The sequence below is a fragment of the Pseudomonas sp. No.21 genome, assembly GCF_054558415.1.
This window is the reverse complement of record NZ_BAAJNO010000011.1, coordinates 18229-39039: the sequence shown is the minus strand read 5'-3', so window position 1 is coordinate 39039 and position 20811 is coordinate 18229. Positions and strand designations below refer to the sequence as shown.

The following is a 20811-nucleotide window of genomic DNA, read 5'->3' as shown; positions in this document are numbered from 1 at the left end:
CATGCGCGCCCGGCGGCCCGGCCGCCCTGGATGAAGTCGTACCGATAAAGGAATGGATGTGAAGATGTTCAAGCGCACGGCCGCCATCGTCGCGGTGGCCCTGGTGGCGGGGGGTTGCTCCACCCGCACCTATTTCAAGCTCCCGGAAGACACCAAGGTCTCGGTCTACGAGCGTCCCCAGCAGTTCAGCCAGGGCATGGTGACCACCCGCCCGTTCTTCTGGAGCTCCGCCGGCGGCATCCCCTACAAGCTGACCGACAGCCACGGCACGCTGGTGCAACAGGGCAAGCTGCGCGCGCGCTTTCGCGTGGCGTCGATCTTCTGGCCGCCCTTCGCGATCATCTACTGGCCCATGGGCTTCGGTCAGCGTTGCTACGACCTGACCGCCGCCCAGCCGCAGCAGTGCACCCAGGGCGACCTGCTGCAGCTGCGCCGCGACCAGCGCCTGGCGGACTGATCCACCCAGGCAAGGAACAAGGGAGCCCCAGGGCTCCCTTTTTCATGGGCGCGCGCCGGGCGTCACCGCGCCTGGCCGATGGACGCGCGATAGAGCGTGGCCTCCTCGTCCAGCCAGGTGCCGAAATCCTCGTGCTTCTGGCCCACGCCCTCGCCCGGCTGCCACACCAGCCAGTAGGGAAAGGCGTAGGGCACGCTGATGCCGGTGAGCTGCACCAGCTCGCCCCGCGCCAGTGCGCCCTGTACCAGGCTGCGGCGTTCCAGGGCGATGCCCTGGCACAGGCGCAGGGCCTCCAGCACCAGGTTGGAGTCGTTTATCCACAGGCCCAGGTCCGCTGGCGGCTCGTCCACGCCGGCCGCCTGGCACCAGCGCAGCCAGGGTTCGGCGGTGCGGATCAGGGGCAGGCGCAGGGCCTGCTGGGGCGTCTGCGGCAGGTCGCCGCCATTGAGGCGCGGCGAGGCCACCAGCAGCAGTTCGTCGTCGAACAGCCGGCGCCGCTCCAGCCCCTCCCAGTTGCCCTGGCCCATGCGGATGGCCAGGTCGACCCCCGACTGGCGCAGGTCCTGCAACCCGAGGCTGGCTTGCAGGTGGATGCGGTAGAGCGGGTGGCGCGCCTGGAAACGCGGCAGGCGCGGCAGCAGCCACTGGGCGCCGAAGGACGGCATCACCGCGATGGTCAGCGCCTCGCGCTCGGGGCGGTCGCGCACCAGGCGGGTGGCTTCGCCGATGTCCTCCAGCGCCCGGCGGATCTGCAGGGCATAGAGGCGGCCATCCTCGTTCAGGCGCAGGCCGCGCCCTTCGCGGACGAACAGCGGCAGGCCGAGCAGCAGCTCCAGCTGCTTGATCTGCTGGCTGACGGCCGAGTGGGTGACGTGCAGCTCGGCCGCGGCCCGGGTGATGCTGCCCAGGCGCGCGACCGCTTCGAAGCTGCGCAGCGAGGCCAGTGGAGGCATGTGGTTCATGTAAGGAAAACTAACAGGAATCGGCAGAAAGTATCGATATTCACGGCACCGGCGCGCCGCTATTTTCTGGTGAGCCGCCCACCTGGTCGAGGCGCTTCCTCCAATCCGTCGCCAAGGAACCTGTTAATGAAACTGATCGGTATGCTGGATTCCCCTTATGTACGCCGGGTCGCCATCAGCCTGCGGGCGCTCGACATCCCCTTCGAGCACGAGGCGGTTTCGGTGTTTCGTCATTTCGATGCCTTCAAGGCGATCAACCCGGTGGTCAAGGCACCGACCCTGGTGCTCGACGACGGCACCACGCTGATGGATTCGAGCCTGATCCTCGACTTCCTGGAAACCCTCGCCGGGCGCAGCCTCCTGCCCGCAGCGCCAGCCCCGCGCGCCCAGGCCCTGCGCGTGGTCGGCCTGGCCCTGGCGCTGTGCGAGAAGGCGGTGCAGATCGTCTACGAGAAGGAGCTGCGCCCGCAGGACAAGCAGCACGCGCCCTGGCTGGAGCGGGTGCGCTACCAGTTGCACGCGGCCTGCAGCGAGCTGGAGACGGAACTGGCCCGCCGCCCCCTGGGCGAAGGCGCCGCGATCGGCCAGGACGGCATCAGCCTGGCGGTGGCCTGGGGCTTCGCCCAGCGGGTGATCCGCGACGAACTGGAGCCCGCCGGCTACCCGTCGCTGGCGGCCTTCGCCGAACGCGCCGAGCGGCTGCCGGCCTTCCTCGCCACGCCAATGGCTTAACAAACCTTCACAGTTCCACGACAAAGCAGGCAATATTCGCCGCCGGTGGCTGCCTAGGATGGACAGCTCCGACGGCCTGCCGCTCGCGACAGGCGACCACCATTCCGACAGGGACAGTCGCCATGACACTCACCCGCCTCTTCGATTCGCTGCTCGCCCTGGCTGGCGTGCTGGCGCTGGCCGGCACCCTCGCGGCGGCCGACTGGCAAGCCCTCGCCCGCCTCGATACCAGCCACGCCCAGGACCTGTTCCTGCCCCTTGCCGCCAGCGACAAGCGCCCGCCCCTGGCCCTGCCGGCCAGCCTGGAGCTGCCCCAGGCCGGGCCGCTGGCACGGTCACTGCTTGGCAATCCGGCGCGCTACGTGTTCTGAGCCGGCGACCGGCGGGAGTGGATGGCCCATGGCGCGAAACCCGGAACATGCCCTGGCGGACCTCGGTCAACTGCTGGGAGAGATCAGGAACTGGCCGTGCATCAGCGAGCCCCGCCCCGGCAGCTTCTACCTGGGGCACCGGCCGTTCTGCCACATCCGGGTGCGCGGCGCCCGGCGCTGGGTGGATATCCGCACGCGGCGCGCCTGGCTGCCCCGGTTCGACCTGCCGCCGAACGACGCGCAGAGCCGCCTGGCCCTGCGTATCCTGCTGCACCAGGCGTACCGGATAGACCGGCAACCCCTGCATTCAAGGAGAGAAGGATGAAGATGTTACGCAGTGCCCTGTTGGCCTTCGGCCTGCTGGCCTGCACCCTCGCCCAGGCCACGGAGGCGCAGAAGATCGAGCAGGCCAAGGCTGCCGCGGGCGCCTGGCTGGCCATCGCCGACAGCGAGGATTACCTGCGCAGCTGGCAGCAGGCGGCGAGCCTGTTCCGTCACTCGGTGACGCGCTATGACTGGATCAACCTGGCGGTGGACCTGCGCTCGCCCCTGGGGGCGGTGCGGGCGCGCACGCTGCAGTCGGCCAAGTACGCGACCCAGCTGCCGGGCCTGCCGGACGGCGAGTACGTGATCCTCGAGTACCGCAGCAACTTCGAGCACCACAGCGAGGCGGTGGAGACGGTGACGCCGATGCGCGACACCGACGGCCAGTGGCGGGTGGCCGGGTACTACGTCGATTGAAAGAGGCCGACCCGGGCGGGTCGGCCAGGCACGCGGCCTACAGGACGAATTTCGCGACGACGGCCGCCACGCCCAGCACGGCCAGGACGATGCCGCCGATCAGCACCAGGCGCCCGGTGCGATCCTCAACGGAGGCGGCCACTGCGGGAGCCTCGGGCGCCGGCGCGGCGGCGCGTAGCGGATTGGCCACCGCCGGCTGGCTGGCCGGGCGCGGGGCAGCGACCGGCTTGGGCAGGTCGATCACGCGGACGAACTGGGTGGCGTCCTCGTCGGCGGCCTGGCGCACTTCCACCTTGGGCCCGATCACCAGCAGCGTCACCGAGGCCATGCGCACCTGGTCACCCGGCGCCAGCACCGCGGTGCCGACCTTCTGCTGGTTGACGAACACGCCGTTGGCCGAGGCCAGGTCCTTGATCTCCAGCACGTCGTCCTTGAGGAAGAACTCGGCATGGCGACGGGACAGCTCCAGGTCGCTGAAGCACAGCTCGCACTTCACCGAACGGCCGAAGGTCATGGAGCCGGTGACGTGGAACTTCTGCCCTTCGTGCTCGCCCTTGATCACCTGCAGGAACCAGCGCGCGGTGGGCGCGGCCTTGGGCTTGACCTTGGCCGGGTCGACCAGCAGCAGCTCCAGGGTGCCGATGCGCACGCGGTCGTCGGAGCGCAGCTGGTAGCGCGCACCGATGCGCTCGCCGTTGACGAAGGTGCCGCTGCGGGTGCCGCAGTCGGTGAGGTAGTAGAGGCCGTGGTCCTGGCGGATCTCCGCATGGAAGGGGCTGACCTCGGCCTCGTTGAGTACCAGGTGGTTGCGGGCGTCCTGGCCGATGGTGAAGCGTTCGTCCGCCAGCCAGACCGGTTCCTGGCGATTGTCCGCGAAGTGAATCCTGAGCATGTCCGAAATCCTTGATCCTGGTTGCGCCAAGCCGATCACCCAGCTGGCCCGTCGATGCGCATCAGTCGAAGATGCGGTTCCATAAACGCTTGACCGGGTTGGCGGTCTGTTGCTGCTGCCGCGCCTGGCTGCGTACCACCTGGGCCTTGCGCACGCGCATGGCGTGGTCGGCCTGCAGCTGCAGCAGCTGCGGGTCTTCCGGCGCCACCGCGAGGCCACCCTTGATGTATTCCAGGGCCAGGGCGAACTCACGGTGGCCGTAGGCTTCCTCGGCCAGCAGGGCGAAGCGCCGCGCCACCTGTTCGAGGCCCGCGAATGCGCGCGGGTTCTCGGGTTGCAAGGCCAGCGCCTGCTGGTAGTAGGCCACCGCGCTGTCGCCCTCGGGCTGCAGCAGGCGGTCTTCGGCCAGGCGCTGGTCGCCCAGGGCCACCTGGGCGTCGACCCGGGCCTGCAGCACGCGGGCCAGGCCCTGGGTGGCGGCGGCGTTGCCGGCATCCAGGGCCAGCACCTGGTTGAAGTAGTGCTCGGCGCTGTCGCCGGCCGGCTCCACCAGGCTGCCGGCGCTCAGGCGCAGTTCCGCCTGGGCCAGCAGGTCGTCGATCTTCTTCTGTTGCAGCAGGTGGTAGCCGAGGCCGCCGCCCATGGCGAGCAGCAGCATGCCCAGCAGGGCCCAGCCCCAGATCGGCATGCCACGGCGCGGGGCCGGCTGCGCGGGGGCGGCAGGCGCTGCCTTCGCCTTGCGCGTGGGGCTGGCGTCGCGCGGGGCGGCCTTGGGGGCGGGGGTCAGGCGGGTGTTGTCGAGCTCGCCCTCGTTGAGTTCGGCCAGGCTCGCCAGCAGCACGCGGCAGTCGGCGAAGCGCTCGTCGGGGTCCTTGGCCAGCATGCGGTCGAGCAGGAACTGGTAGCGCTCCAGGGCGCCGTGCAGGCGCGGGGGCTCCTGCTGCACATGGTTCATCACCGTCTGGGTGTAGCTGGAGCCACGGAAGGGATTGGTGCCGCCGAGCATCTCCAGGAGGATGACGCCCAGGCTGTAGATGTCGCTGCGCGCGTCCAGCGGCTGGCACTGGGCCTGCTCGGGGCTGCTGTAGGCGGGGCTGCCGACGGCGACGTTGTACTGGGTCAGCTCGCTGTCGAGTTCCAGCTCCTTGGCGATGCCGAAGTCGCTGAGCACCGCGGTGCCGTCCTCGCGGAAGAGGATGTTGGCCGGCTTGATGTCGCGGTGGACCATGCCCTTGTCATGCACCACCACCAGCGCGGCGGCGATCTGCCGGACGATGTCCAGCGCCCGCTGCGGCTCGAAGCGCTCGCCCCGGTGCTGCGCCAGGTCGCCACCGGCGACGAACTCCATGGCGATGTAGTAGCGCCCGTCGGCGAGCTGGCCGATGTCGTGGATGGTGATGATCGAGGGGTGGTGCAGGGATGCGACCAGGTGCGCTTCCTTGACGAAGCGCCTGGCGAAGGCTTCGTCGTCGAGGCGCTGCAGCACCTTGATCGCCACCTGGCGATGCAGCGACTCCTGGGTCGCGAGGTAGACCTCGGCCATGCCGCCCTTGCCCAGCCGGCCGTGCACGCTGTAGCCGGGTATTTCTAGCAAGCTGTCATTCATAGGGAGTCGATGCGCGTCGGATTCATCGTGGTTTTCGGGGGTTGAACAAACGGCTGAGGAAGGAACGCGGGGGTGGGGCCTTGGCCGGTCCCTGCTCCTGCGCGGGCAGGCCCAGCACGATGCAGGAGATATTGTCCCTGCCGCCATGGCTATTGGCTAGTACGATCAGCTGATCGACCATACCGTCCAGCGTCCGGGCCTTGTTGCACTGGGCATGGATCTCCTCGTCCTCCAGCTCGCCGCTGAGGCCGTCGCTGCACAGCAGCAGCAGTTCGCCGGGAAGCAGGCTGCCACTGAGCAGGCCGACTTCCAGCGCCTGGTCGTCGCGCCCCAGGCACTGGGTGATGACATTGCGCCGTGCGTCGGTGCGCGCCTGCTCGGGGGTCATCTGGCCCGCGTCCACCAGCGCCTGGACCCAGCTGTGGTCGCGGCTGATCTGGTGGATGCCGGCGGCGTCGATGCGATAGGCGCGGCTGTCGCCGACCCAGGCCAGTTCGAAATCGGTGCCCTGGAAGCGCACCGCCACCAGGGTGGTGCCCATGCCACGGCGCTCGTCGTCGAGCCCTTCGGCAGCATCGAGCACCGCCAGGTTGGCCGCGTGCACGGCGGCTTCCAGGTCGAGGCCCCGGGTCAGCTCGCGCTCCAGGGTCTCCAGGGCGATGGCGCTGGCCACTTCGCCGCAGCTGTGCCCGCCCATGCCGTCGGCGACCGCCCAGAGGCCGAGCGCCGGCCTGCACAGCAGCGCATCCTCGTTGTGATCGCGAACCCGTCCGGCGACCGATTGCGCCGCATAGCCCAGGGGTTCCTGGCCAGGCGTCATTCCCATGCTTTCCCGTCCGTACTGCCACCGCGTGAACTCATCCGGCGCCGCGCCCCGGGGCCCGTCACCGCAACCCCGCATGATGCGATCACGGGCGTGCGCTGTCGCGGTTTTCCATGCCCAAGTGTTAAGCAGTCGAGGCTTTGCGCGGGCCTGCAGCTCGCCGCTTCCCGACTATGCTTCTGGGTGTAGCAGCAAATGGCCGGCTCCGGCAGCCGAAGGAGGTGCGGGTGATCGAGAGCGTTGCATCGCAGGGATGCGCCACCCCCAACCCCTGACGGAGAAGCACCATGAGCAAAGGCATGAACGCGAAGAAGGAAAGCAAGAAGAAGCCGCTGAAGAGCGCCCACGAGAAGCGCATGGCCAAGCGCGACAAGAAGCATGGCGATGGCCTGCTGGGCAGCCACGGGGCATTGCCCTAGGGCGTAGCGGCAAGGGGGAAGGCGGGCCGGGCGAGCCCGACCGCCATCCATGGGTTCAACTCGACAGCGCTCGGTACCGGCCACCCGGTGCCGGGCGCTTTCGCATGCGGGCGAACCGCGCGCCGTGGCACGGGTCGAAGCACCTACTTTCCGGGGTCCGAGGACGATCGATGGTCTACCAACGTACCAATGCATGGATGCTCGCGCTGGGCCTGCCGCTGCTGCTGGCCGGATGCGCCTCCCACTCCTGCGACGAGCCGATGTCGGGCGAGCAATGCCGCGAGGAGCGCCTGCTGTACCAGAACGACATGCTGCAGGCGAAGATGCTGGTCGCCTCCGGTGAGCCGGACAACTTCGAGCTGGCCTCGGCCCTGCTCAGCCGTGCCGAGGCGCAAGACCAGCGCGGCGAGGTGCCCTTCTACCAGGCGGTGCTGAAGATCCACGAGGGCCCGCAGGTGGAGGAAGTGCTCAGCCTGCTGGAACGGGCCGCCGCGAAGCACCACCCCCACGCCACCGCGCTGCTCTACAAGATCTACGCCGAGCCCTTCCTGATCAGCGAGGCGGACCCGCTGAAGGCCGAGCTGTATCGCGCCGACTACGCCAACCTGGACGTGGCCAAGAGTGGCTATCCGTCGTTCGAGAAGGCCCTGGCGGTGGTCAACGCCCTGGTCACGCCCCCGCCCCCGCCACCCGTCCAGGCGCCGGAGCAGTAGCGGCGCGCCTGCGGCAATCCACCGTCCTCCCCCGGACGACGAGCTGTTGCACAATCCCCCGCCGAGCCCGGCGCCAGACCGGGCCATCGCTTCGCCTGCGCGTGTAGACCTGACCCGGGTCCCCGGACCCTCCAGCGAGGTTTACCCAATGAGCATCACCTCCAGCGGCATCTGCGCCGCCGCCGACCAGCTCAACGGCTTCGTCGGCTTCAACACCAAGACCGGGCGGCACATCGTGCGCTTCAGCGAGGACTCGTTCGGCATGGATGTGGACAACGACAGCATCATGCCGGCCTGCGAATTCGTCTGGCAGCCCCATGGCGACCGCACCATGACCCTCAAGCGCGAGCTGATCCAGCTGCTGCTGGAGCAGAACATCGACGATCGCCTCAACGTCACCGAGCCCCTGCGCGTCTACATGCGCCGCAAGGACCTGCCGGAAATCACCGCCGAGCGCCAGCTCAAGCCGTCCACCCTGACGGCCTGAGCCGTGCCCCGCGTCGCCCGGCGCCGTCGGGCCCGCCCAGCGCCCGGCCGACGCCGCCTGCCCGAGCCCCCTGGATGGCCATTGAAAAGGCAGGCGAGGCGGCGCGGCCGTTCTTCGACAGCGGCTAGACCTTGATCACCACCGCCGGCTGGGGCACGCCGTCGGCATCCAGCTCGTAGCAATAGGCCTCCTTGAGATCGGCCTTGCCGCTGTCGGTGTAGACCAGCAGGCGCTTGCCGTCGGTGCGGGTCTTGACCAGGCCGTAGGCACTGCGGCTGAAGGCGAAGAAGTCGCCGCGCTTCTCCGCCTTTTCCTTGTCGGAAAGATGCGCCCAGCCCTCCAGGCGGAAGAAGGCCACCAGCTCGGTCACGAACACCAGTGGCTCGTCCACCCGCGAGTAGCGGCCGAGCGCGCCCATCAGGGTGGCGCGGGGGTGGATGTACTCGTTCATCGGGTCATCACCGCTGGAGACGATGTTGACGATGGACTCGACGCGCTTGAAGAAGCCGCCGGAGAAGTCCGCCGAGCCGTGGTGCGGCACCTTGAAGACCTCCGCGCGCAGGTCGATCTCGCCGGCGTCGTGCTGGCGCGCCAGGGTACGCCCGGCTTCGTCGTTGAGGTCACCGCAGAACAGGTAGTTGAAGCCGCCATAGCGCAGGCGGAAGACGATCGAATGGCCATTGATGGTGTGCGAGGCGGAAAAACCGGCGAACCCCTCGGCACCGATGTCGAGGGACTCGTGGCCGACACGCGGCCCGGAAGGCGTGCTGCCGAGGAACGGCAGGCCGCTCGCCCCGCCGGCCTCGCTGAGCAGCGGGCCGAGCACCTGCACGTCGATGTCCTCGTCACGCAGAAAATCGAAGGCGTCGTGCTGGCCCTCGGACAGGCGGCGGAACTCGATGCCGGGGTGCCCCAGCTGCGCGGCCCGTGCCTGCCAGGCCTCCAGCGCCTTGCGCCAGGCGCGGAAGTCGGTGTTCATCGCCTCGGCCGGGACTTGCAGCGGGCTGTCCAGCAGCGGCGTGAGCAGCTTGATGCCGTCGGCGTCGAGGGTGGGGCCGAGCAGCTCGGTTTCCTTGCGCCCGGTCTTCGAGCGCTTGACCAGGCCGTTGTGGTAGATGCGCCGGGGCTCGATGAACAGGCGCTTGCGCGGTTCGGCGTTGGTCTCCGAGCGCTGGATCTGGGTCAGGCCGGAGAAGTGGTCGGCATCGCCATGGGTGACCAGGATGCAATCGATCACCTTGGGTGCCTCGGCGCGGGAACCGCGATAACGCGCGGCCAGGTAGCGCGCGAACATCTGGTTGTCGCCACCATCCACCAGCATCACCTTGCCGCCGGGGGTCTCGATCACCGCGCCATCGCCCTGCTGCACGTCGACGAAGTTGACCTTGAGCACCCGGCTGTCCGCCCGCGGGATCACCAGGTCGGCCGGTTTCAACCGACGCCCGTTGCGGCGCGCGGACTTAGGCGGTACCAGCCAGGCCTCGGTGGCGACCGGCAGGATGCTGCCGTCGGAGCGTTCCTGGTAGGTATGGGTGGCGATGCGCAGGTGGGTGTCGGTCACCTCCAGCACATCGACGTAGTCGCCCCAGGCCAGGGTGTAGAGCAGCTTGCCGGCCTTGGGGGCGTCGTAGACGTTGGCCAGGTCGACGGCAAGCACGGCGGCGGTGGTGGTCATGCTCAGGCTCCTTTTGCGCATGCTGGGCGCGCAGGAGCATAGAAGAGTGGTGGGCAGGCTGCCGCCGGCACGGCCAGGTCCCGACGAAGGTCGGGAGCGCTCAGTCGTCGGCGGCGGGGTCGAGGCCAGGGAACAGCACCTCGGTGAAGCCGAACCTGGAGAAATCGGTGATGCGCGAGGGATACAGGCGGCCGATCAGGTGATCGCATTCGTGCTGCACCACCCGCGCATGGAAACCCTCGACGCTGCGGTCGATCGGCCTGCCCTCGGGGTCGAGGCCCTGGTAGCGGATCGCCCGGTGGCGGTTCACCACCCCACGCAGGCCGGGCACCGAGAGGCAGCCTTCCCACCCCTCCTCCAGCGCCTCGCCCAGGGGCGTGATGACCGGGTTCAGGAGAATGGTGGGCGGCACCGGCGGTGCGTCGGGATAGCGCTCGCTGCGCTCGAAGCCGAAGATCACCAGTTGCAGGTCGACGCCGATCTGCGGTGCGGCCAGGCCGACGCCGCCGACATGCTCCATGGTCTCGAACATGTCGGCGATCAGGCGCCGCAATTCATCGCTGCCAACGAGTTCGGCAGGCACCGGAGGGGCGATGCGCAGCAGGCGCGGATCCCCCATCCTGAGGATTTCTCGGATCATCGGTCACTCTCCGCAGGGCCGTTGAAAGGAGCGGATGAAGCCAGCAACCACGCGGCTTTGCAAGGTTCCAGCGCAACGCGACGGGCAAGCGGGACGGCAGCCGGCGAAAGCCTTTTGGCGAGATGCGAATAAAACTGTAGGCAATCCCCGCGAGGACGGGTATGGTGTTGCGCACTGTGCTGCATGTGTCACCGTAAATCGATCCACGGTTTCAACCTTCGATTTATCCACTCTTTGCGCTCAGTCCGGCCTGGAAAGTTCCAACGCCGTGTCAACTTTGTTCAAGGAGTTTCAAAATGGCTGATCGTCAAACTGGCACCGTCAAGTGGTTCAACGATGAAAAAGGCTTCGGCTTCATCACCACCGATAACGGCCCGGACCTGTTCGTTCACTACCGCTCCATCCAGAGCGCCGGCTTCAAAAGCCTGAAGGAAGGCCAGAAGGTTTCCTTCATCGCCGTGCAAGGCCAGAAGGGCATGCAAGCCGACGAAGTACAAGTGATCTGATCACTGCCGTACAAGGAAACCGGCCTTCGGGCCGGTTTTTTTTTCAGGGTATTTTCTTCACCGCCGAGCCCTGCGGCACTGTCCTTGAAAAGGAGCCCCCATGCGTATCAAGAACTCCCACAGCAGCAAGCCCAAGGCCCCGCCCGCCGTCGAGACCAGCGAGTCGATCGCCGAGCAGGTCGCTGCCTTCCTGAAGTCCGGTGGTGAAATCCAGAAGATCGCCAAGGGCGTCAGTGGCCAAGGCGCGCCGAGCCGCCACATCCGTATCGGCAAGTAACGCCCTTCCGCGCCCCCTGGCGAGTGAGCCCGCTCATTCGCCGGGCGCAGCTTCGACACCGCGCCATACCCTCCCCGCTGCCTCCCCCCTTCCGCCCGCTTCACCTCGCGCAACCGCCCGGCGGCGGCGCCTCCCGCTCCTGCCCGCAGTATTAGACTGACCATCAGCACCACAGGGACCGTCAGCCAACCAGGGGGCCGATCCACCGCGAAACCGGAGGTTTGCCATGAACCGCCACTACTACATCAGCGACAACCTCAACGACCTGGAAAAGGTCGAGACCGAACTCGAGGCCAACGGCATCGACACCGAGCAGATCCACGTGCTCAGCGAACGCGATGCCGACGTCGAGCGCCACCACCTCCACGATGTCTCCTCCCTGATGAAGAAGGACGTGGTCCATTCCGGGCTGGTCGGCAGCCTGATCGGCCTGGCCCTCGCGGCGCTGGTGGTCTGCGTCGCCTGGGCCAGCGGCTGGACCGAGACCCGCGCCGGCTGGATCCCCTTCCTGTTCCTCGCCGCCGCCCTGCTGGGTTTCAGCATCTGGGAAGGCAGCCTGTTCGGCATGCAGACACCCAGCGCCGTGTTCAAGCGCTTCGAGCAGCGCCTGCACGAGGGCAAGCACGTGTTCTTCGTCGATGTGAAACCCACCCAGGAAGCCGTGCTGCAACAGGTGGTCAGCCATCACCCGATGCTGCGGATGGCGGGAACCGGCAGCGCCCCGCCGGATTGGGCGATTGCCGTCCAGCACCGGCTGCACCGCCTGCGCAAGATGATCTGAAGACGCCGCGCTCAGATGCCCGCCGCACTGCTCCGGGCTTCCGCCACCAGCCAGTCGATCAGTCGGCGTAGGCGCTCGCCGGGCGCGGCCTTGCGACTCCAGGCCAGGCGGTATTCCCAAGGGGTGGCGATGCGATGGTCAGGCCCGAAGGGCAGCACCAGCCGCCCCTGGGCGACGTCGTCGCCTGCCAGCGCGGTGGAGCCCAGGGCGAACCCCTGGCCGGCGACCGCACCCTGGATGGCATGGCCGATCAGCCCGAAGCGCATGCCCGCCGAGGCGTCCACGCCGGGGCCGACGTTGCTGTCGAACCAGTCGCCCCAGCTGGGAATGCTCAGGCGGGCGGCGCTCTTCCAGGTGGCATGGATCAGCCGCGCCCCCACAAGATCCTCGGGTTGGCGCAGGGGATGCTGTTCCAGGTAGGCCGGGCTGCACACCGGGAAGAAGTCCTCGCGGAACAGCAGCTCGCTGGAGGGCAGGCGGGTGCCGGCAGTAACGAAGCGGATCGCCAGGCTGGCCTCGCCGCGCTCCAGGTCCACCAGCTCCTCGGTGGCCTCCAGGCTCAGGGTGATGTCCGGGTTGGCGGCGGAGAACTGGTTGAGCCGCTTCATCAGCCAGTGGGAGGCGATGGAAGGCGCGCAGCTGATGTGCACCGGCCCCTCGCGTTCGCCGCGCAGCTCATCGGCCCCACGGACCAGCAGCTCGAAGGCCTGGGAGACGGTGGCGGCCAGGCGCCGGCCGTTGTCGTTGAGGGCCACGGTATTGCGCGTGCGGTCGAACAGGCTGACGCCCAGCTCCTCTTCGAGCAGGCGGATCTGCCGGCTGACCGCGCCGGGGGTGACCGAGAGCTCCTGGGCGGCCTCGGTGAAGTTGCGGCAGCGGGCCGCCACCTCGAAGGCGCGCAGGGCGATGAGCGAAGGCGTGCGCATGGGGTCTGCTTTGAGTTGAAGTCAAAGCATGATGACAAAACATCGTTTGAATGCAAGGTGGCGTGACGCGATCCTGCCCGCCTTGGCCGCGAGTCTGCGGCCCCTGCCCTGCGAGACCGATGATGAAAGCCCGCCGCCTGCCCCTGGATCTCTTCGCCTGCAGCCTGATGCTGGTGCTGTGCCTGATCTGGGGGTTCCAGCAGGTGTCGATCAAGCTGGTGGACGACGACGTCTCCGCGATCTTGCAGCTGGCGATCCGCTCCGGTGTCGCAGCCCTGGTGCTGGGCATCATCACCCTGTGCCGCGAGGGCCGCGGTGCCTTCAGCGACGGCACGCTGCTGCCGGGCCTGGGCGTGGGACTGCTGTTCGCCCTGGAATTCCTCTTCATCTCCGAAGGCCTGGTGCGCAGCACCGCCTCCCACATCGGCGTATTCCTCTACACCGCCCCCATCTTCGCCGCCCTCGGCCTGCACCTGATCCTGCCGGAGGAGCGCCTGTCGTCCCTGCAATGGCTGGGCGTGCTGGTGGCCTTCGGCGGCATCGCCCTCGCCTTCCTCGGCAACCCGGGGAACGACGCCGGCGCCACGTTGCTGGGTGACGCCATGGGCGTGATCGCCGCCATCGCCTGGGGCGCCACCACCGTGCTGATCCGGGGTTCCTCGCTGTCCGAAGCGGCGCCGGTGAAGACCCTTTTCTACCAGCTCGCCGGGGCCGTGGTGCTGTTGCTCGCCGTGGCCTTCGCCACCGGCAAGACGCAGCTGCACCTGAGCGACCGGGCCCTGCTCAGCCTCGGTTTCCAGGTGGTGGTGGTGGCGCTGTTCAGCTACGTCGCCTGGTTCTGGCTGCTGCGCCGCTACCTCGCTTCGCGCCTGTCGATGCTGTCATTCATGACGCCGCTGTTCGGCGTCGGCTTCGGCGTGCTGGTGCTGGGCGAGCCGCTGACCACCCCCTTCATGTTGGGCGCGCTGCTGGTGCTGGCCGGCCTGCTGCTGGTCAGCGGCGCCGAGCTGCTGCGTGATCGCCTGGCCCGGCGCAGGACGGCGGACGCCGGCACTTGAGCGACAGCGGCGCACTTTCGCGCGAACGGCCCGACTGCTAGCCTGTCGGCCGTTTTGAACGAAGTGAGGGAAGCACTTTGAGATCCGCCCTGCTCGGCCTCTGCCTGCTGCCGGTCCTGGCACAGGCCCAGGTCTTCAAATGCGTCGGCAACGACGGCACCACCAGCTACTCCGCCGTGCCCTGCCCGGCCAGCGAAGGCCAGTCCACGCGCATCATCGAACCCGCGCCGCCCTCCGGCGTGGCGCCGCCTCCGCTGCCCCTGCCCCGCATCGAGACGCAGGGCGCCGCCGAGCAGCCGCAGCGCCGGGATGAAGAACGCGCGGACGAACCACCGGCCCGAGGCTCGCGCGTCACCGTGATCCAGGACAGCGCCAGCCAGAGCCGCGACGCGCGGGTCAGCGAGATGCGCGAGAGGGCCGAGCGGGAAAAGCGCGAGAGCTATGACCGCGACTACGACCGCAAGCGCATGCAGCAGATGGAGCAGCAGATCCGCCAGCTGCAGGAGCAGAACAAGACCAACCCCCGCTGAAAGGTCACCACAGGGCGGCTGATCGGCGGCACTCGGGAACCTTCCCCACCGCCCGCCAGTCAGTGAGTACGAGGCCGGCTGACCGACGGCCTCAAGCCTCGGGCCCAATACAGTCGCCGCTGGGGGCCCGAGGCTGTTCCCCTTCCCTGCGGCCTGTCATCTCCGCATACAGTTTCCCCGCGCCGGGGCGTTCCACCGCGCGCCGTCCTGTTCGATCATGCCGCACGTCCAGGGGCCACGCTCGACTGGCCCGGCCACCACGGAGTAGTACCCCGATGAAACCCGCCTCCCGCTTGATGTCCTTCGCCCTGGGCAGCGTCCTGATGCTTGCCCTGGGTGGCTGCGACCTCGCCGAAGAATCAGCCAACAAACTCGCCGACAAGGCCCAGCAAGCCGCCGAGAACGTCGCCCGCGAAGCCATCAGCGAAGCGGTGGAGCAGGTCAACAAGCAGGTGGACGATGCCCAGAAATCCGCCAAGGACTGGCTCGGCAAGCCGCAACCGGAGCAGGAGCAGGAGCAGCCGCCGCAGCAGGCCGACAAGCGCGAACCCGGAGAGGACGAGCAGATGATGCCGCCGGTCCAGGGCGTCGAGACCTGATGGAACGGGAAGGCCGTTAGCCAGTGAGCGCTTCCGTGCGATAGCGGCGCTGCGCGCCGTGGGCGACTGAAGTCGCCCCTGCATCCCGACGCCTCCATTCCCTCCTGGAGAAACCGCAGGCACAAAAAAACGGCCACCAACCAAAGCTGATGGCCGTTTTCGCGCGGCGGGAAATCAGGCGTTGAAGTAACGCGGCAGCGGCGTCTTGTGCAGGTTCTTCAGCGACTCCACCGGCGGCACTTCACCCAGCTCCAGCGCCATGTCGCGCTTGATGGTGCTGATGGTCCACTCCAGTTGCTCGGCGACCTTCAGCGCAGGGACCACCCGCTGGAAACGGATGCCGTCCTTCTCCAGCGCCACCACATAACCGCCGTCGGGGCGCAGCTGGGCGCTGAACTCATAATCCGGAAAGGCCTTGGCCAACTTCTTGATGTCGAGACCCATATCATTCACTCCCAATGAGCTTTTTTATCCTGAGGGGTTTCATTGCAGCTGTCGTGCCAGTTCTCTGACAACGAAAACCCCAGATAAATCAATGGGTTGAAAATTTATCAGGACGCGGATTCCGTGCATTTTGCCCGATCGAACGGTTTTCGACCGGGCAAAATGCAATGCATAACGCCAGGAGAGGGGCTCAGCCGACCAGCTCGATCCGGTCGTCATGGATGCGGATCAGGCCCTGCTTGTAGAGGCCGCCGATGGCCTTCTTGAAGTTGCCCTTGCTGACGCCGAACAGCCGCGAGATCACCTCCGGCGGGCTCTTGTCACTGACGTCCAGGGCACCGCCCGCCTCGCGGAGCTTCTGCAGGATCTGTTCGTTGAGGCCGCTGGCCAGCTTCTCGCCCACCGGCTGCAGGCTCAGGGCGATCTTGCCGTCTGCGCGCACCTCGCGGATGAAGCCCTTCTCGCGCATGCCGCTGCGCAGGAACTTGAAGATCTCGTTGCGATGGATGAGGCCCCAGTGGCGGTCGTTGATGATGGCCTTGAAACCCATGTCGGTCTCGTCGGCCACCAGCAGCTCGACCTCCTGGCCGACGCTGTAGCGCGCCGGCGTGGTGTCGAGGTAGCGATCCAGGCGTGCGGTGGCGGTGATGCGGCGGGTGCGGCGATCCAGGTAGACGTGCACCACGCAATAGTCGCCCACCTGCAACGGGCGTTTCTCTTCCGAATGCGGCAGCAGCAGGTCCTTGGGCAGGCCCCAGTCGAGGAACAGGCCGATGCGGTTGATCTCCACCACCTTGAGGCTGGCGAAACCGCCGACCTGCACCTTGGGCTTCTGCGTGGTCGCGATCAGGCGGTCCTCGCTGTCCAGGTAGACGAAGACGTTGAGCCAGTCGCCGATCTCGGTGCCCTGGTCCTTGGGGATGTAGCGCTTGGGCAGGAGGATCTCGCCATCCTGGTCGCCGTCCAGGTACAGGCCGAATTCGGTGTGCTTCACCACCGGCAGGGAGTTGAATCGCCCGATCAGAGCCATCTTGCTTACCTCAATGAACAAGTCCGGCATTCTACAGGCCGCCGCGCCACCGGGCCATGCACGCCGTCCGCGCCCGCTTTGCCGCCTTCCGTCGCCTCGCTGCGGAAACACCCTGGCGCACAGAATTCGCCTCGCGACGGATTGTCTACTGGTCGTAAGCACAACGATGTTTCAGAATCATGTCCGCGATCGACCATCGCCCATTTTTCTGTCCATCACCCCCGTGGATTCTCGCTGCCTGATCTCAGGAGTTCCTGTGCGCCCTTCCAGCCGTTGGCTGTCTTCGTCGCTCCACCTTTTGTCCCTTGGCGTCCTGTTCCTGATCATCCCGCTCGCCGGCCGCTGGTGGCTGGGCTGGAGCGACGGCTTCGGCTACCTGTCGGACCTGGCCATCGGCTCGCTGCTGATCGCACTGCTGTACCGCCGCCCGCTGTGGCTGGCCCTGCCGGTGATGGTCGCCTCCAGCCTGATCACCCTCGGCACCGCCGAACTGGTCGGTGCCGTCGGTCGCATGCCCGAGCCCAGCGACCTCAAGTACCTGATGGACCCGCAATTCGTCGGCCACTCGACCCAGGGCGGCGGCCTCACCTACCCCTGGCTGGCGATCGCGCTCGCCATCGCCCTGCTGGCCTGTGCCCTGCTCTGGCGCCGCCCCACGCAGCGCCCGGCGCGCGCCTGGCTGGCGCTGCCCGTCGCCCTGCTGGCCGCCCACGCCGGCATCCAGTACCTGCACCCGAGCGAAGCCGAGCAGTGGCAGCAGTTCAACCTGCCGCACAAGCTGCTGGCCGGCGCCCTCAACAGCGGCCAGCTGGCGGTGGAGGACTGGCTCGACGGCGATCAGCCGGAAACCCCGCCGGACATCGCCGGCCTCGCCCGCCTCGACCTCTCCGGCACCTCGCTGCTGGCCGAGCCCGGCCGCGCGCGCAACGTGCTGGTGATCACCCTGGAAGGCATCCCCGGCGCCTACATCGCCGCCAACCGCGCGGCGATCAACAGCCGCTACCAGGAATCGCTGATGCCGCGCCTCAGCCAGTGGGCCGAGCGCGCGATGACCACCCCGGACTACGTGCTGCACAGCCACCAGACCATCCGCGGCCTGTACTCGATGCTCTGCGGCGACTACAGCAAGCTCGACTCCGGCACGCCCAAGGGCCTGGAGTTGCTCAACAACCCCTCGCGGGCCAAGGACTGCCTGCCCGCCCAACTGCACCAGCACGGGTTCGCCACCCATTTCCTGCAGGGCGCCGGGCTGCGCTTCATGGCCAAGGACAAGATCATGCCGCAGATGGGCTTCGACAAGACCCTCGGCCGTGACTGGTTCCGCAACAAGGCCTACCTGGAATTCCCCTGGGGCATGGACGACAAGGCCTTCTTCGAAGGCGCGCTGGGCTACGTGAAGCAGATCCGCCAGCAGAAGAAGCCCTGGATGCTCACCCTGCTCACCGTCGGCACCCACCAGCCCTACTCGGCTCCCGAGGAGTACCTGGCGCGTTACCCGGATGCCAAGAAGGCCGCCATCGCCTACCTCGACGACGCCGTCGACGCCTTCCTCGCCGGCCTGGAAAAGCAGGGCGTGCTCAAGGACACCCTGGTGATCATCACCTCGGACGAATCCCATGGCATCGACAAGGTCCGCCTCGCCTCCGCCTGGGGCTTCAACCTGGTCCTGGCCCCGGAACAGGCCTCGCTGCCGCCGATCAAGAGCGGCGTGTACGGCCACGTCGACCTGACCGCCTCGATCCTCGACTACTTCGGCTACGAGGTGCCGCAGAACCTCTCCGGCCGCTCGCTGTTCCGCGACTACGAGAGCGGCCGCGAGATGATGTCCTACACCAACGGCATGCTGCGCCAGCACGATGGCCACGAGACCTTCACCGAGTGCGACTTCCAGCAGGTCTGCCGGCGCTACCGCAGCGAAGGCTTCATCGCCGACGAGGCGCGCTTCCTCGGGCGCTTCAGCGGCAAGCAGGCACGCCTGGTCAGCCAGCGCGCCGCGCTGCTCGACCAGTCGCTGCTGGGCGGCACCCTCGGCCAGGAATACCAGTTCGCCACCCGCGAGCGCATCCGCCTCAAGGAAAAGGCCCGTGACGACTGGGCCGACAACCTGATCGGCGCCCAGTACATGGAACTGCCGAAGAACAGCCGGACCACGGTACGCCTGGGCATCAACGTGCTGCAGATGGACCGCCAGGGCGCGCAGCTGCAGCTCAAGACCAAGGAGTTCGAGCGCGACGTGGCCCTGCCCATCCCCGAGCTGCCCGTGCTGAAGAAGGGCAAGCCGGTGTCCATCACCTTCGCCTTCGACAACCCGCAGGCGCGCAAGGCGTTTTCCTTCCACCTGCTGGCGGCCGGGCGCGGCACCATCCAGATCACCGACTTCAAGGTGGTCACCGAGATGCTGCCCGAACCGGTGCAAGCTGTGGAAGGCGGCGCCCAGCTCGCCGAAGGCGCCAAGCCCCATCACCCGATGTCGCGCCTGCTGGGGCTGTTCGCCAACCAGCCGGAAAGCACCGAGAGCGCCATCGAGAACGACCTGGAGACGCTCGAAGTGCCCCAGGAAGTGGAAATACGCGTGCACTGATCGCCCTCCCCGCAGCACCTCATCGGGCCGGACTCTTCCGGCCCGATGCCTTTCGGCAGCCCGCCTGCATCGGTGCGCCGCCAAGGCGCTTGCGCGGTTACAATGGCCGCCCTTCTTCCGGTACCCCGTCATGTCCGAACCCGTGCGCCTGTCCAAACGCCTCGCCGAACTCGTGCCCTGCTCCCGTCGCGAAGCCGAGCTGTATATCGAGAACGGCTGGGTGACGGTGAACGGCCAGGTGGTCGAGGAGCCGCAGTTCAAGGTGCTCGACGAACAGGTCGTGCTGCTGCCCAATGCCGTGGCCGCCACGGTGGAGCCGGTCACCCTGCTGCTCAACAAGCCCGCCGGCTACGGCATCGGCATGGGCGCCAACTCGGTGCTGCAACTGCTGGTGGCGGACAACCTCAGCCCCGACCAGCCCGGCATGCGCCCGCTGAAGAAACACTTCATCCGGCAGAACCTGCTGACCCCGCTGGAGACCGACGCCAGCGGCCTGATGGTCTTCACCCAGAACTGGGGCGTGACCCGCCGCCTCGACCACGCCAACAAGGTGGAGGAAGAGTTCATCGTCGAAGTCACCGGGCAGATCATCGAGCACGGCCTCAAGCGCCTGTGCCATGGCCTCAGCTACAAGGGCCAGGCACTGCCGCCGATGAAGGTCAGCTGGCAGAACGAAACCCGCCTGCGCTTCGCCCTCAAGGGCTCCCAGCCGGGGCAGATCCGCCACATGTGCGAAGCGGTGGGGCTGAAGGTGGTATCGATGAAGCGCATCCGCATCGGTGGCGTGGCCATGGCCAAGCTGCAGCCGGGCCATTGGCGCTACCTGAACCAGAACGAGAAGTTCTGAGCCTCAGAGCAGCGCCAGCATCTCCTTGAGCGTCACCGCCCAGGTGCCCTTGACGTTGATGTAGCGGTAGCCGAAGCGCGAGCCGTGGGCCTGGCTGGTGAGCACCGCGTTCCAGCCCAGCCCGGGCTGCAGTTCGTGGGCCGGGTCGAGCAGGAAGAAGGCGTCATCGCTCATGCCGATGGCCAGGCACCAGTGGCGGATGTCGCTGCCCTTGTGGCCATGGAAGCCCAGCAGCACCGGGAAGTCCCGTTCGATATGCGCCCGCGCCTGGCGCACCATCTCCACCCCGCTGCCGGTCACCACCCGGTGCTCCTTGTCGTTCACCTCCTGCAGCAGCGCCAGCAGGTCATGCCCGGTGGTCCCCACGCGCACCAGGGTCTCGTGGCGGTTCAACGCCTCCATCAGGCGCCCGTAGCGGGTACGGGAATCCACCCGCTCCAGCCCCTTGGCCTGGCGCCGGCTCAACTGGTTGCGCGCCAGCATCGCCATGACCAGGCAGTAGGGGCCGCAAGCGCCGTCCATATCGCCCTGGCGCAAGTGAACCTTCTCGCCACGCGTGTTGCACAGGCCGCCGGAGCCACCCGGCGCCATGTCCCATTGCAGCCCCTCGATCAGCTTGATCCGCATCCCGCTCTCCTCGGTCGTCCCCAGCTGTGACCGCTTGGCTCGGCGCGGGGTTCGACGGCCGTGGCGATACCGCCTGCCGGGCCTTCC

The 20811-nt window shown here is 67.7% G+C and carries 26 protein-coding genes; 16 read left to right on the top strand and 10 right to left on the bottom strand.

Translation table 11 applies throughout. The annotated features are described in order from the left end of the window. Window positions 1-64 precede the first annotated feature (64 nt). Window positions 65-457 carry a hypothetical protein gene (locus ACYJSS_RS22460; RefSeq protein ID WP_178083020.1) on the top strand — a complete coding sequence of 131 codons (393 nt, stop codon included), beginning with the start codon at window positions 65-67 and terminating at the stop codon, window positions 455-457. A 62-nt stretch (window positions 458-519) separates the two neighbouring features. On the opposite strand, the gene ACYJSS_RS22455 is transcribed toward ACYJSS_RS22460, so the two are convergent. Continuing rightward, complete coding sequence (locus ACYJSS_RS22455; RefSeq protein WP_236205396.1) at window positions 520-1419, bottom strand: LysR substrate-binding domain-containing protein; 900 nt, start codon at window positions 1417-1419, stop codon at window positions 520-522. Between the two features lie 126 nt (window positions 1420-1545). Between ACYJSS_RS22455 and ACYJSS_RS22450 the strand changes: the two genes are divergently transcribed. The 4 genes from ACYJSS_RS22450 to ACYJSS_RS22435 all read left to right on the top strand — a co-directional run bounded on the left by ACYJSS_RS22450 (window position 1546) and on the right by ACYJSS_RS22435 (window position 3263). Next, the gene (locus ACYJSS_RS22450; protein WP_236205397.1) at window positions 1546-2151 is read left to right on the top strand and encodes a glutathione S-transferase; all 606 of its coding nucleotides are present in this window, start codon (window positions 1546-1548) and stop codon (window positions 2149-2151) included. A gap of 122 nt (window positions 2152-2273) precedes the next feature. Continuing rightward, the gene (locus tag ACYJSS_RS22445; RefSeq protein WP_236205398.1) at window positions 2274-2522 is read left to right on the top strand and encodes a hypothetical protein; all 249 of its coding nucleotides are present in this window, start codon (window positions 2274-2276) and stop codon (window positions 2520-2522) included. A gap of 28 nt (window positions 2523-2550) precedes the next feature. Further along, window positions 2551-2847: a hypothetical protein gene (locus tag ACYJSS_RS22440; protein WP_236205399.1), complete on the top strand. Its 297-nt coding sequence runs from the start codon at window positions 2551-2553 to the stop codon at window positions 2845-2847. Continuing rightward, a complete protein-coding gene (locus tag ACYJSS_RS22435; protein ID WP_236205400.1) occupies window positions 2844-3263 on the top strand; it encodes a DUF4019 domain-containing protein in 420 nt (139 codons plus the stop codon). Before ACYJSS_RS22440 ends, ACYJSS_RS22435 begins: the two co-directional genes overlap by 4 nt. A gap of 37 nt (window positions 3264-3300) precedes the next feature. Here ACYJSS_RS22435 and ACYJSS_RS22430 read toward each other — a convergent pair whose 3' ends face one another. The 3 genes from ACYJSS_RS22430 to ACYJSS_RS22420 form a co-directional block, all read right to left on the bottom strand. Next, window positions 3301-4155, bottom strand: a complete 855-nt coding sequence (locus ACYJSS_RS22430) for an FHA domain-containing protein (protein WP_236205401.1) — start codon at window positions 4153-4155, stop codon at window positions 3301-3303. Window positions 4156-4216: 61 nt separating this feature from the next. Further along, on the bottom strand, window positions 4217-5761 hold the full coding sequence (locus ACYJSS_RS22425; RefSeq protein WP_236205402.1) for a serine/threonine-protein kinase: 1545 nt from the start codon (window positions 5759-5761) through the stop codon (window positions 4217-4219). Between the two features lie 22 nt (window positions 5762-5783). Further along, window positions 5784-6581: a PP2C family protein-serine/threonine phosphatase gene (locus ACYJSS_RS22420; RefSeq protein WP_236205403.1), complete on the bottom strand. Its 798-nt coding sequence runs from the start codon at window positions 6579-6581 to the stop codon at window positions 5784-5786. A gap of 290 nt (window positions 6582-6871) precedes the next feature. Here ACYJSS_RS22420 and ACYJSS_RS22415 point away from each other — a divergent pair, with 290 nt between their 5' ends. The 3 genes from ACYJSS_RS22415 to ACYJSS_RS22405 all read left to right on the top strand — a co-directional run bounded on the left by ACYJSS_RS22415 (window position 6872) and on the right by ACYJSS_RS22405 (window position 8203). Continuing rightward, window positions 6872-7003, top strand: coding sequence for a hypothetical protein (locus ACYJSS_RS22415; RefSeq protein WP_256604897.1), 132 nt, complete (start codon window positions 6872-6874; stop codon window positions 7001-7003). Window positions 7004-7173: 170 nt separating this feature from the next. Beyond that, entirely contained in the window at window positions 7174-7716 is a 543-nt protein-coding gene (locus tag ACYJSS_RS22410; RefSeq protein ID WP_236205404.1) for a hypothetical protein, read from the top strand. A gap of 148 nt (window positions 7717-7864) precedes the next feature. Next, entirely contained in the window at window positions 7865-8203 is a 339-nt protein-coding gene (locus tag ACYJSS_RS22405) for a DUF2025 family protein (RefSeq protein WP_111264850.1), read from the top strand. Between the two features lie 124 nt (window positions 8204-8327). Here the strand turns inward: ACYJSS_RS22405 and ACYJSS_RS22400 are convergent, their stop codons facing one another. Together ACYJSS_RS22400 and def are read right to left on the bottom strand one after the other, a co-directional pair. Continuing rightward, complete coding sequence (locus tag ACYJSS_RS22400; RefSeq protein ID WP_236205405.1) at window positions 8328-9878, bottom strand: ComEC/Rec2 family competence protein; 1551 nt, start codon at window positions 9876-9878, stop codon at window positions 8328-8330. Between the two features lie 100 nt (window positions 9879-9978). Beyond that, complete coding sequence (gene def / locus ACYJSS_RS22395) at window positions 9979-10518, bottom strand: peptide deformylase (protein WP_111264848.1); 540 nt, start codon at window positions 10516-10518, stop codon at window positions 9979-9981. 296 nt (window positions 10519-10814) lie between these two features. Here def and ACYJSS_RS22390 point away from each other — a divergent pair, with 296 nt between their 5' ends. The 3 genes from ACYJSS_RS22390 to ACYJSS_RS22380 all read left to right on the top strand — a co-directional run bounded on the left by ACYJSS_RS22390 (window position 10815) and on the right by ACYJSS_RS22380 (window position 12082). After that, window positions 10815-11024: a cold-shock protein gene (locus tag ACYJSS_RS22390; protein WP_021216916.1), complete on the top strand. Its 210-nt coding sequence runs from the start codon at window positions 10815-10817 to the stop codon at window positions 11022-11024. A 100-nt stretch (window positions 11025-11124) separates the two neighbouring features. Beyond that, window positions 11125-11301, top strand: a complete 177-nt coding sequence (locus tag ACYJSS_RS22385; protein ID WP_178083039.1) for a hypothetical protein — start codon at window positions 11125-11127, stop codon at window positions 11299-11301. A 226-nt stretch (window positions 11302-11527) separates the two neighbouring features. Further along, the gene (locus tag ACYJSS_RS22380) at window positions 11528-12082 is read left to right on the top strand and encodes a magnesium transporter (protein WP_111260660.1); all 555 of its coding nucleotides are present in this window, start codon (window positions 11528-11530) and stop codon (window positions 12080-12082) included. 11 nt (window positions 12083-12093) lie between these two features. Here ACYJSS_RS22380 and ACYJSS_RS22375 read toward each other — a convergent pair whose 3' ends face one another. Next, window positions 12094-13008, bottom strand: coding sequence for a LysR substrate-binding domain-containing protein (locus tag ACYJSS_RS22375; protein ID WP_111260659.1), 915 nt, complete (start codon window positions 13006-13008; stop codon window positions 12094-12096). Window positions 13009-13130: 122 nt separating this feature from the next. Here ACYJSS_RS22375 and ACYJSS_RS22370 point away from each other — a divergent pair, with 122 nt between their 5' ends. The 3 genes from ACYJSS_RS22370 to ACYJSS_RS22360 all read left to right on the top strand — a co-directional run bounded on the left by ACYJSS_RS22370 (window position 13131) and on the right by ACYJSS_RS22360 (window position 15195). Further along, window positions 13131-14066, top strand: coding sequence for a DMT family transporter (locus ACYJSS_RS22370; RefSeq protein WP_236205406.1), 936 nt, complete (start codon window positions 13131-13133; stop codon window positions 14064-14066). Between the two features lie 77 nt (window positions 14067-14143). After that, window positions 14144-14596 carry a DUF4124 domain-containing protein gene (locus tag ACYJSS_RS22365; protein ID WP_236205407.1) on the top strand — a complete coding sequence of 151 codons (453 nt, stop codon included), beginning with the start codon at window positions 14144-14146 and terminating at the stop codon, window positions 14594-14596. A 275-nt stretch (window positions 14597-14871) separates the two neighbouring features. Beyond that, window positions 14872-15195 carry a hypothetical protein gene (locus ACYJSS_RS22360; RefSeq protein WP_111260656.1) on the top strand — a complete coding sequence of 108 codons (324 nt, stop codon included), beginning with the start codon at window positions 14872-14874 and terminating at the stop codon, window positions 15193-15195. Between the two features lie 174 nt (window positions 15196-15369). On the opposite strand, the gene ACYJSS_RS22355 is transcribed toward ACYJSS_RS22360, so the two are convergent. Both ACYJSS_RS22355 and ACYJSS_RS22350 read right to left on the bottom strand, forming a co-directional pair. Beyond that, window positions 15370-15639, bottom strand: coding sequence for a DUF3509 domain-containing protein (locus ACYJSS_RS22355; RefSeq protein WP_111260655.1), 270 nt, complete (start codon window positions 15637-15639; stop codon window positions 15370-15372). 190 nt (window positions 15640-15829) lie between these two features. Next, window positions 15830-16669, bottom strand: a complete 840-nt coding sequence (locus ACYJSS_RS22350) for a CvfB family protein (protein ID WP_236205408.1) — start codon at window positions 16667-16669, stop codon at window positions 15830-15832. Between the two features lie 256 nt (window positions 16670-16925). Between ACYJSS_RS22350 and ACYJSS_RS22345 the strand changes: the two genes are divergently transcribed. Continuing rightward, entirely contained in the window at window positions 16926-19250 is a 2325-nt protein-coding gene (locus ACYJSS_RS22345) for an LTA synthase family protein (RefSeq protein WP_236205409.1), read from the top strand. A 130-nt stretch (window positions 19251-19380) separates the two neighbouring features. Then, entirely contained in the window at window positions 19381-20097 is a 717-nt protein-coding gene (locus ACYJSS_RS22340) for an rRNA pseudouridine synthase (RefSeq protein ID WP_111260652.1), read from the top strand. Window positions 20098-20100: 3 nt separating this feature from the next. Here the strand turns inward: ACYJSS_RS22340 and ACYJSS_RS22335 are convergent, their stop codons facing one another. After that, on the bottom strand, window positions 20101-20724 hold the full coding sequence (locus ACYJSS_RS22335) for a hypothetical protein (RefSeq protein ID WP_111260651.1): 624 nt from the start codon (window positions 20722-20724) through the stop codon (window positions 20101-20103). Window positions 20725-20811: the final 87 nt, after the last annotated feature.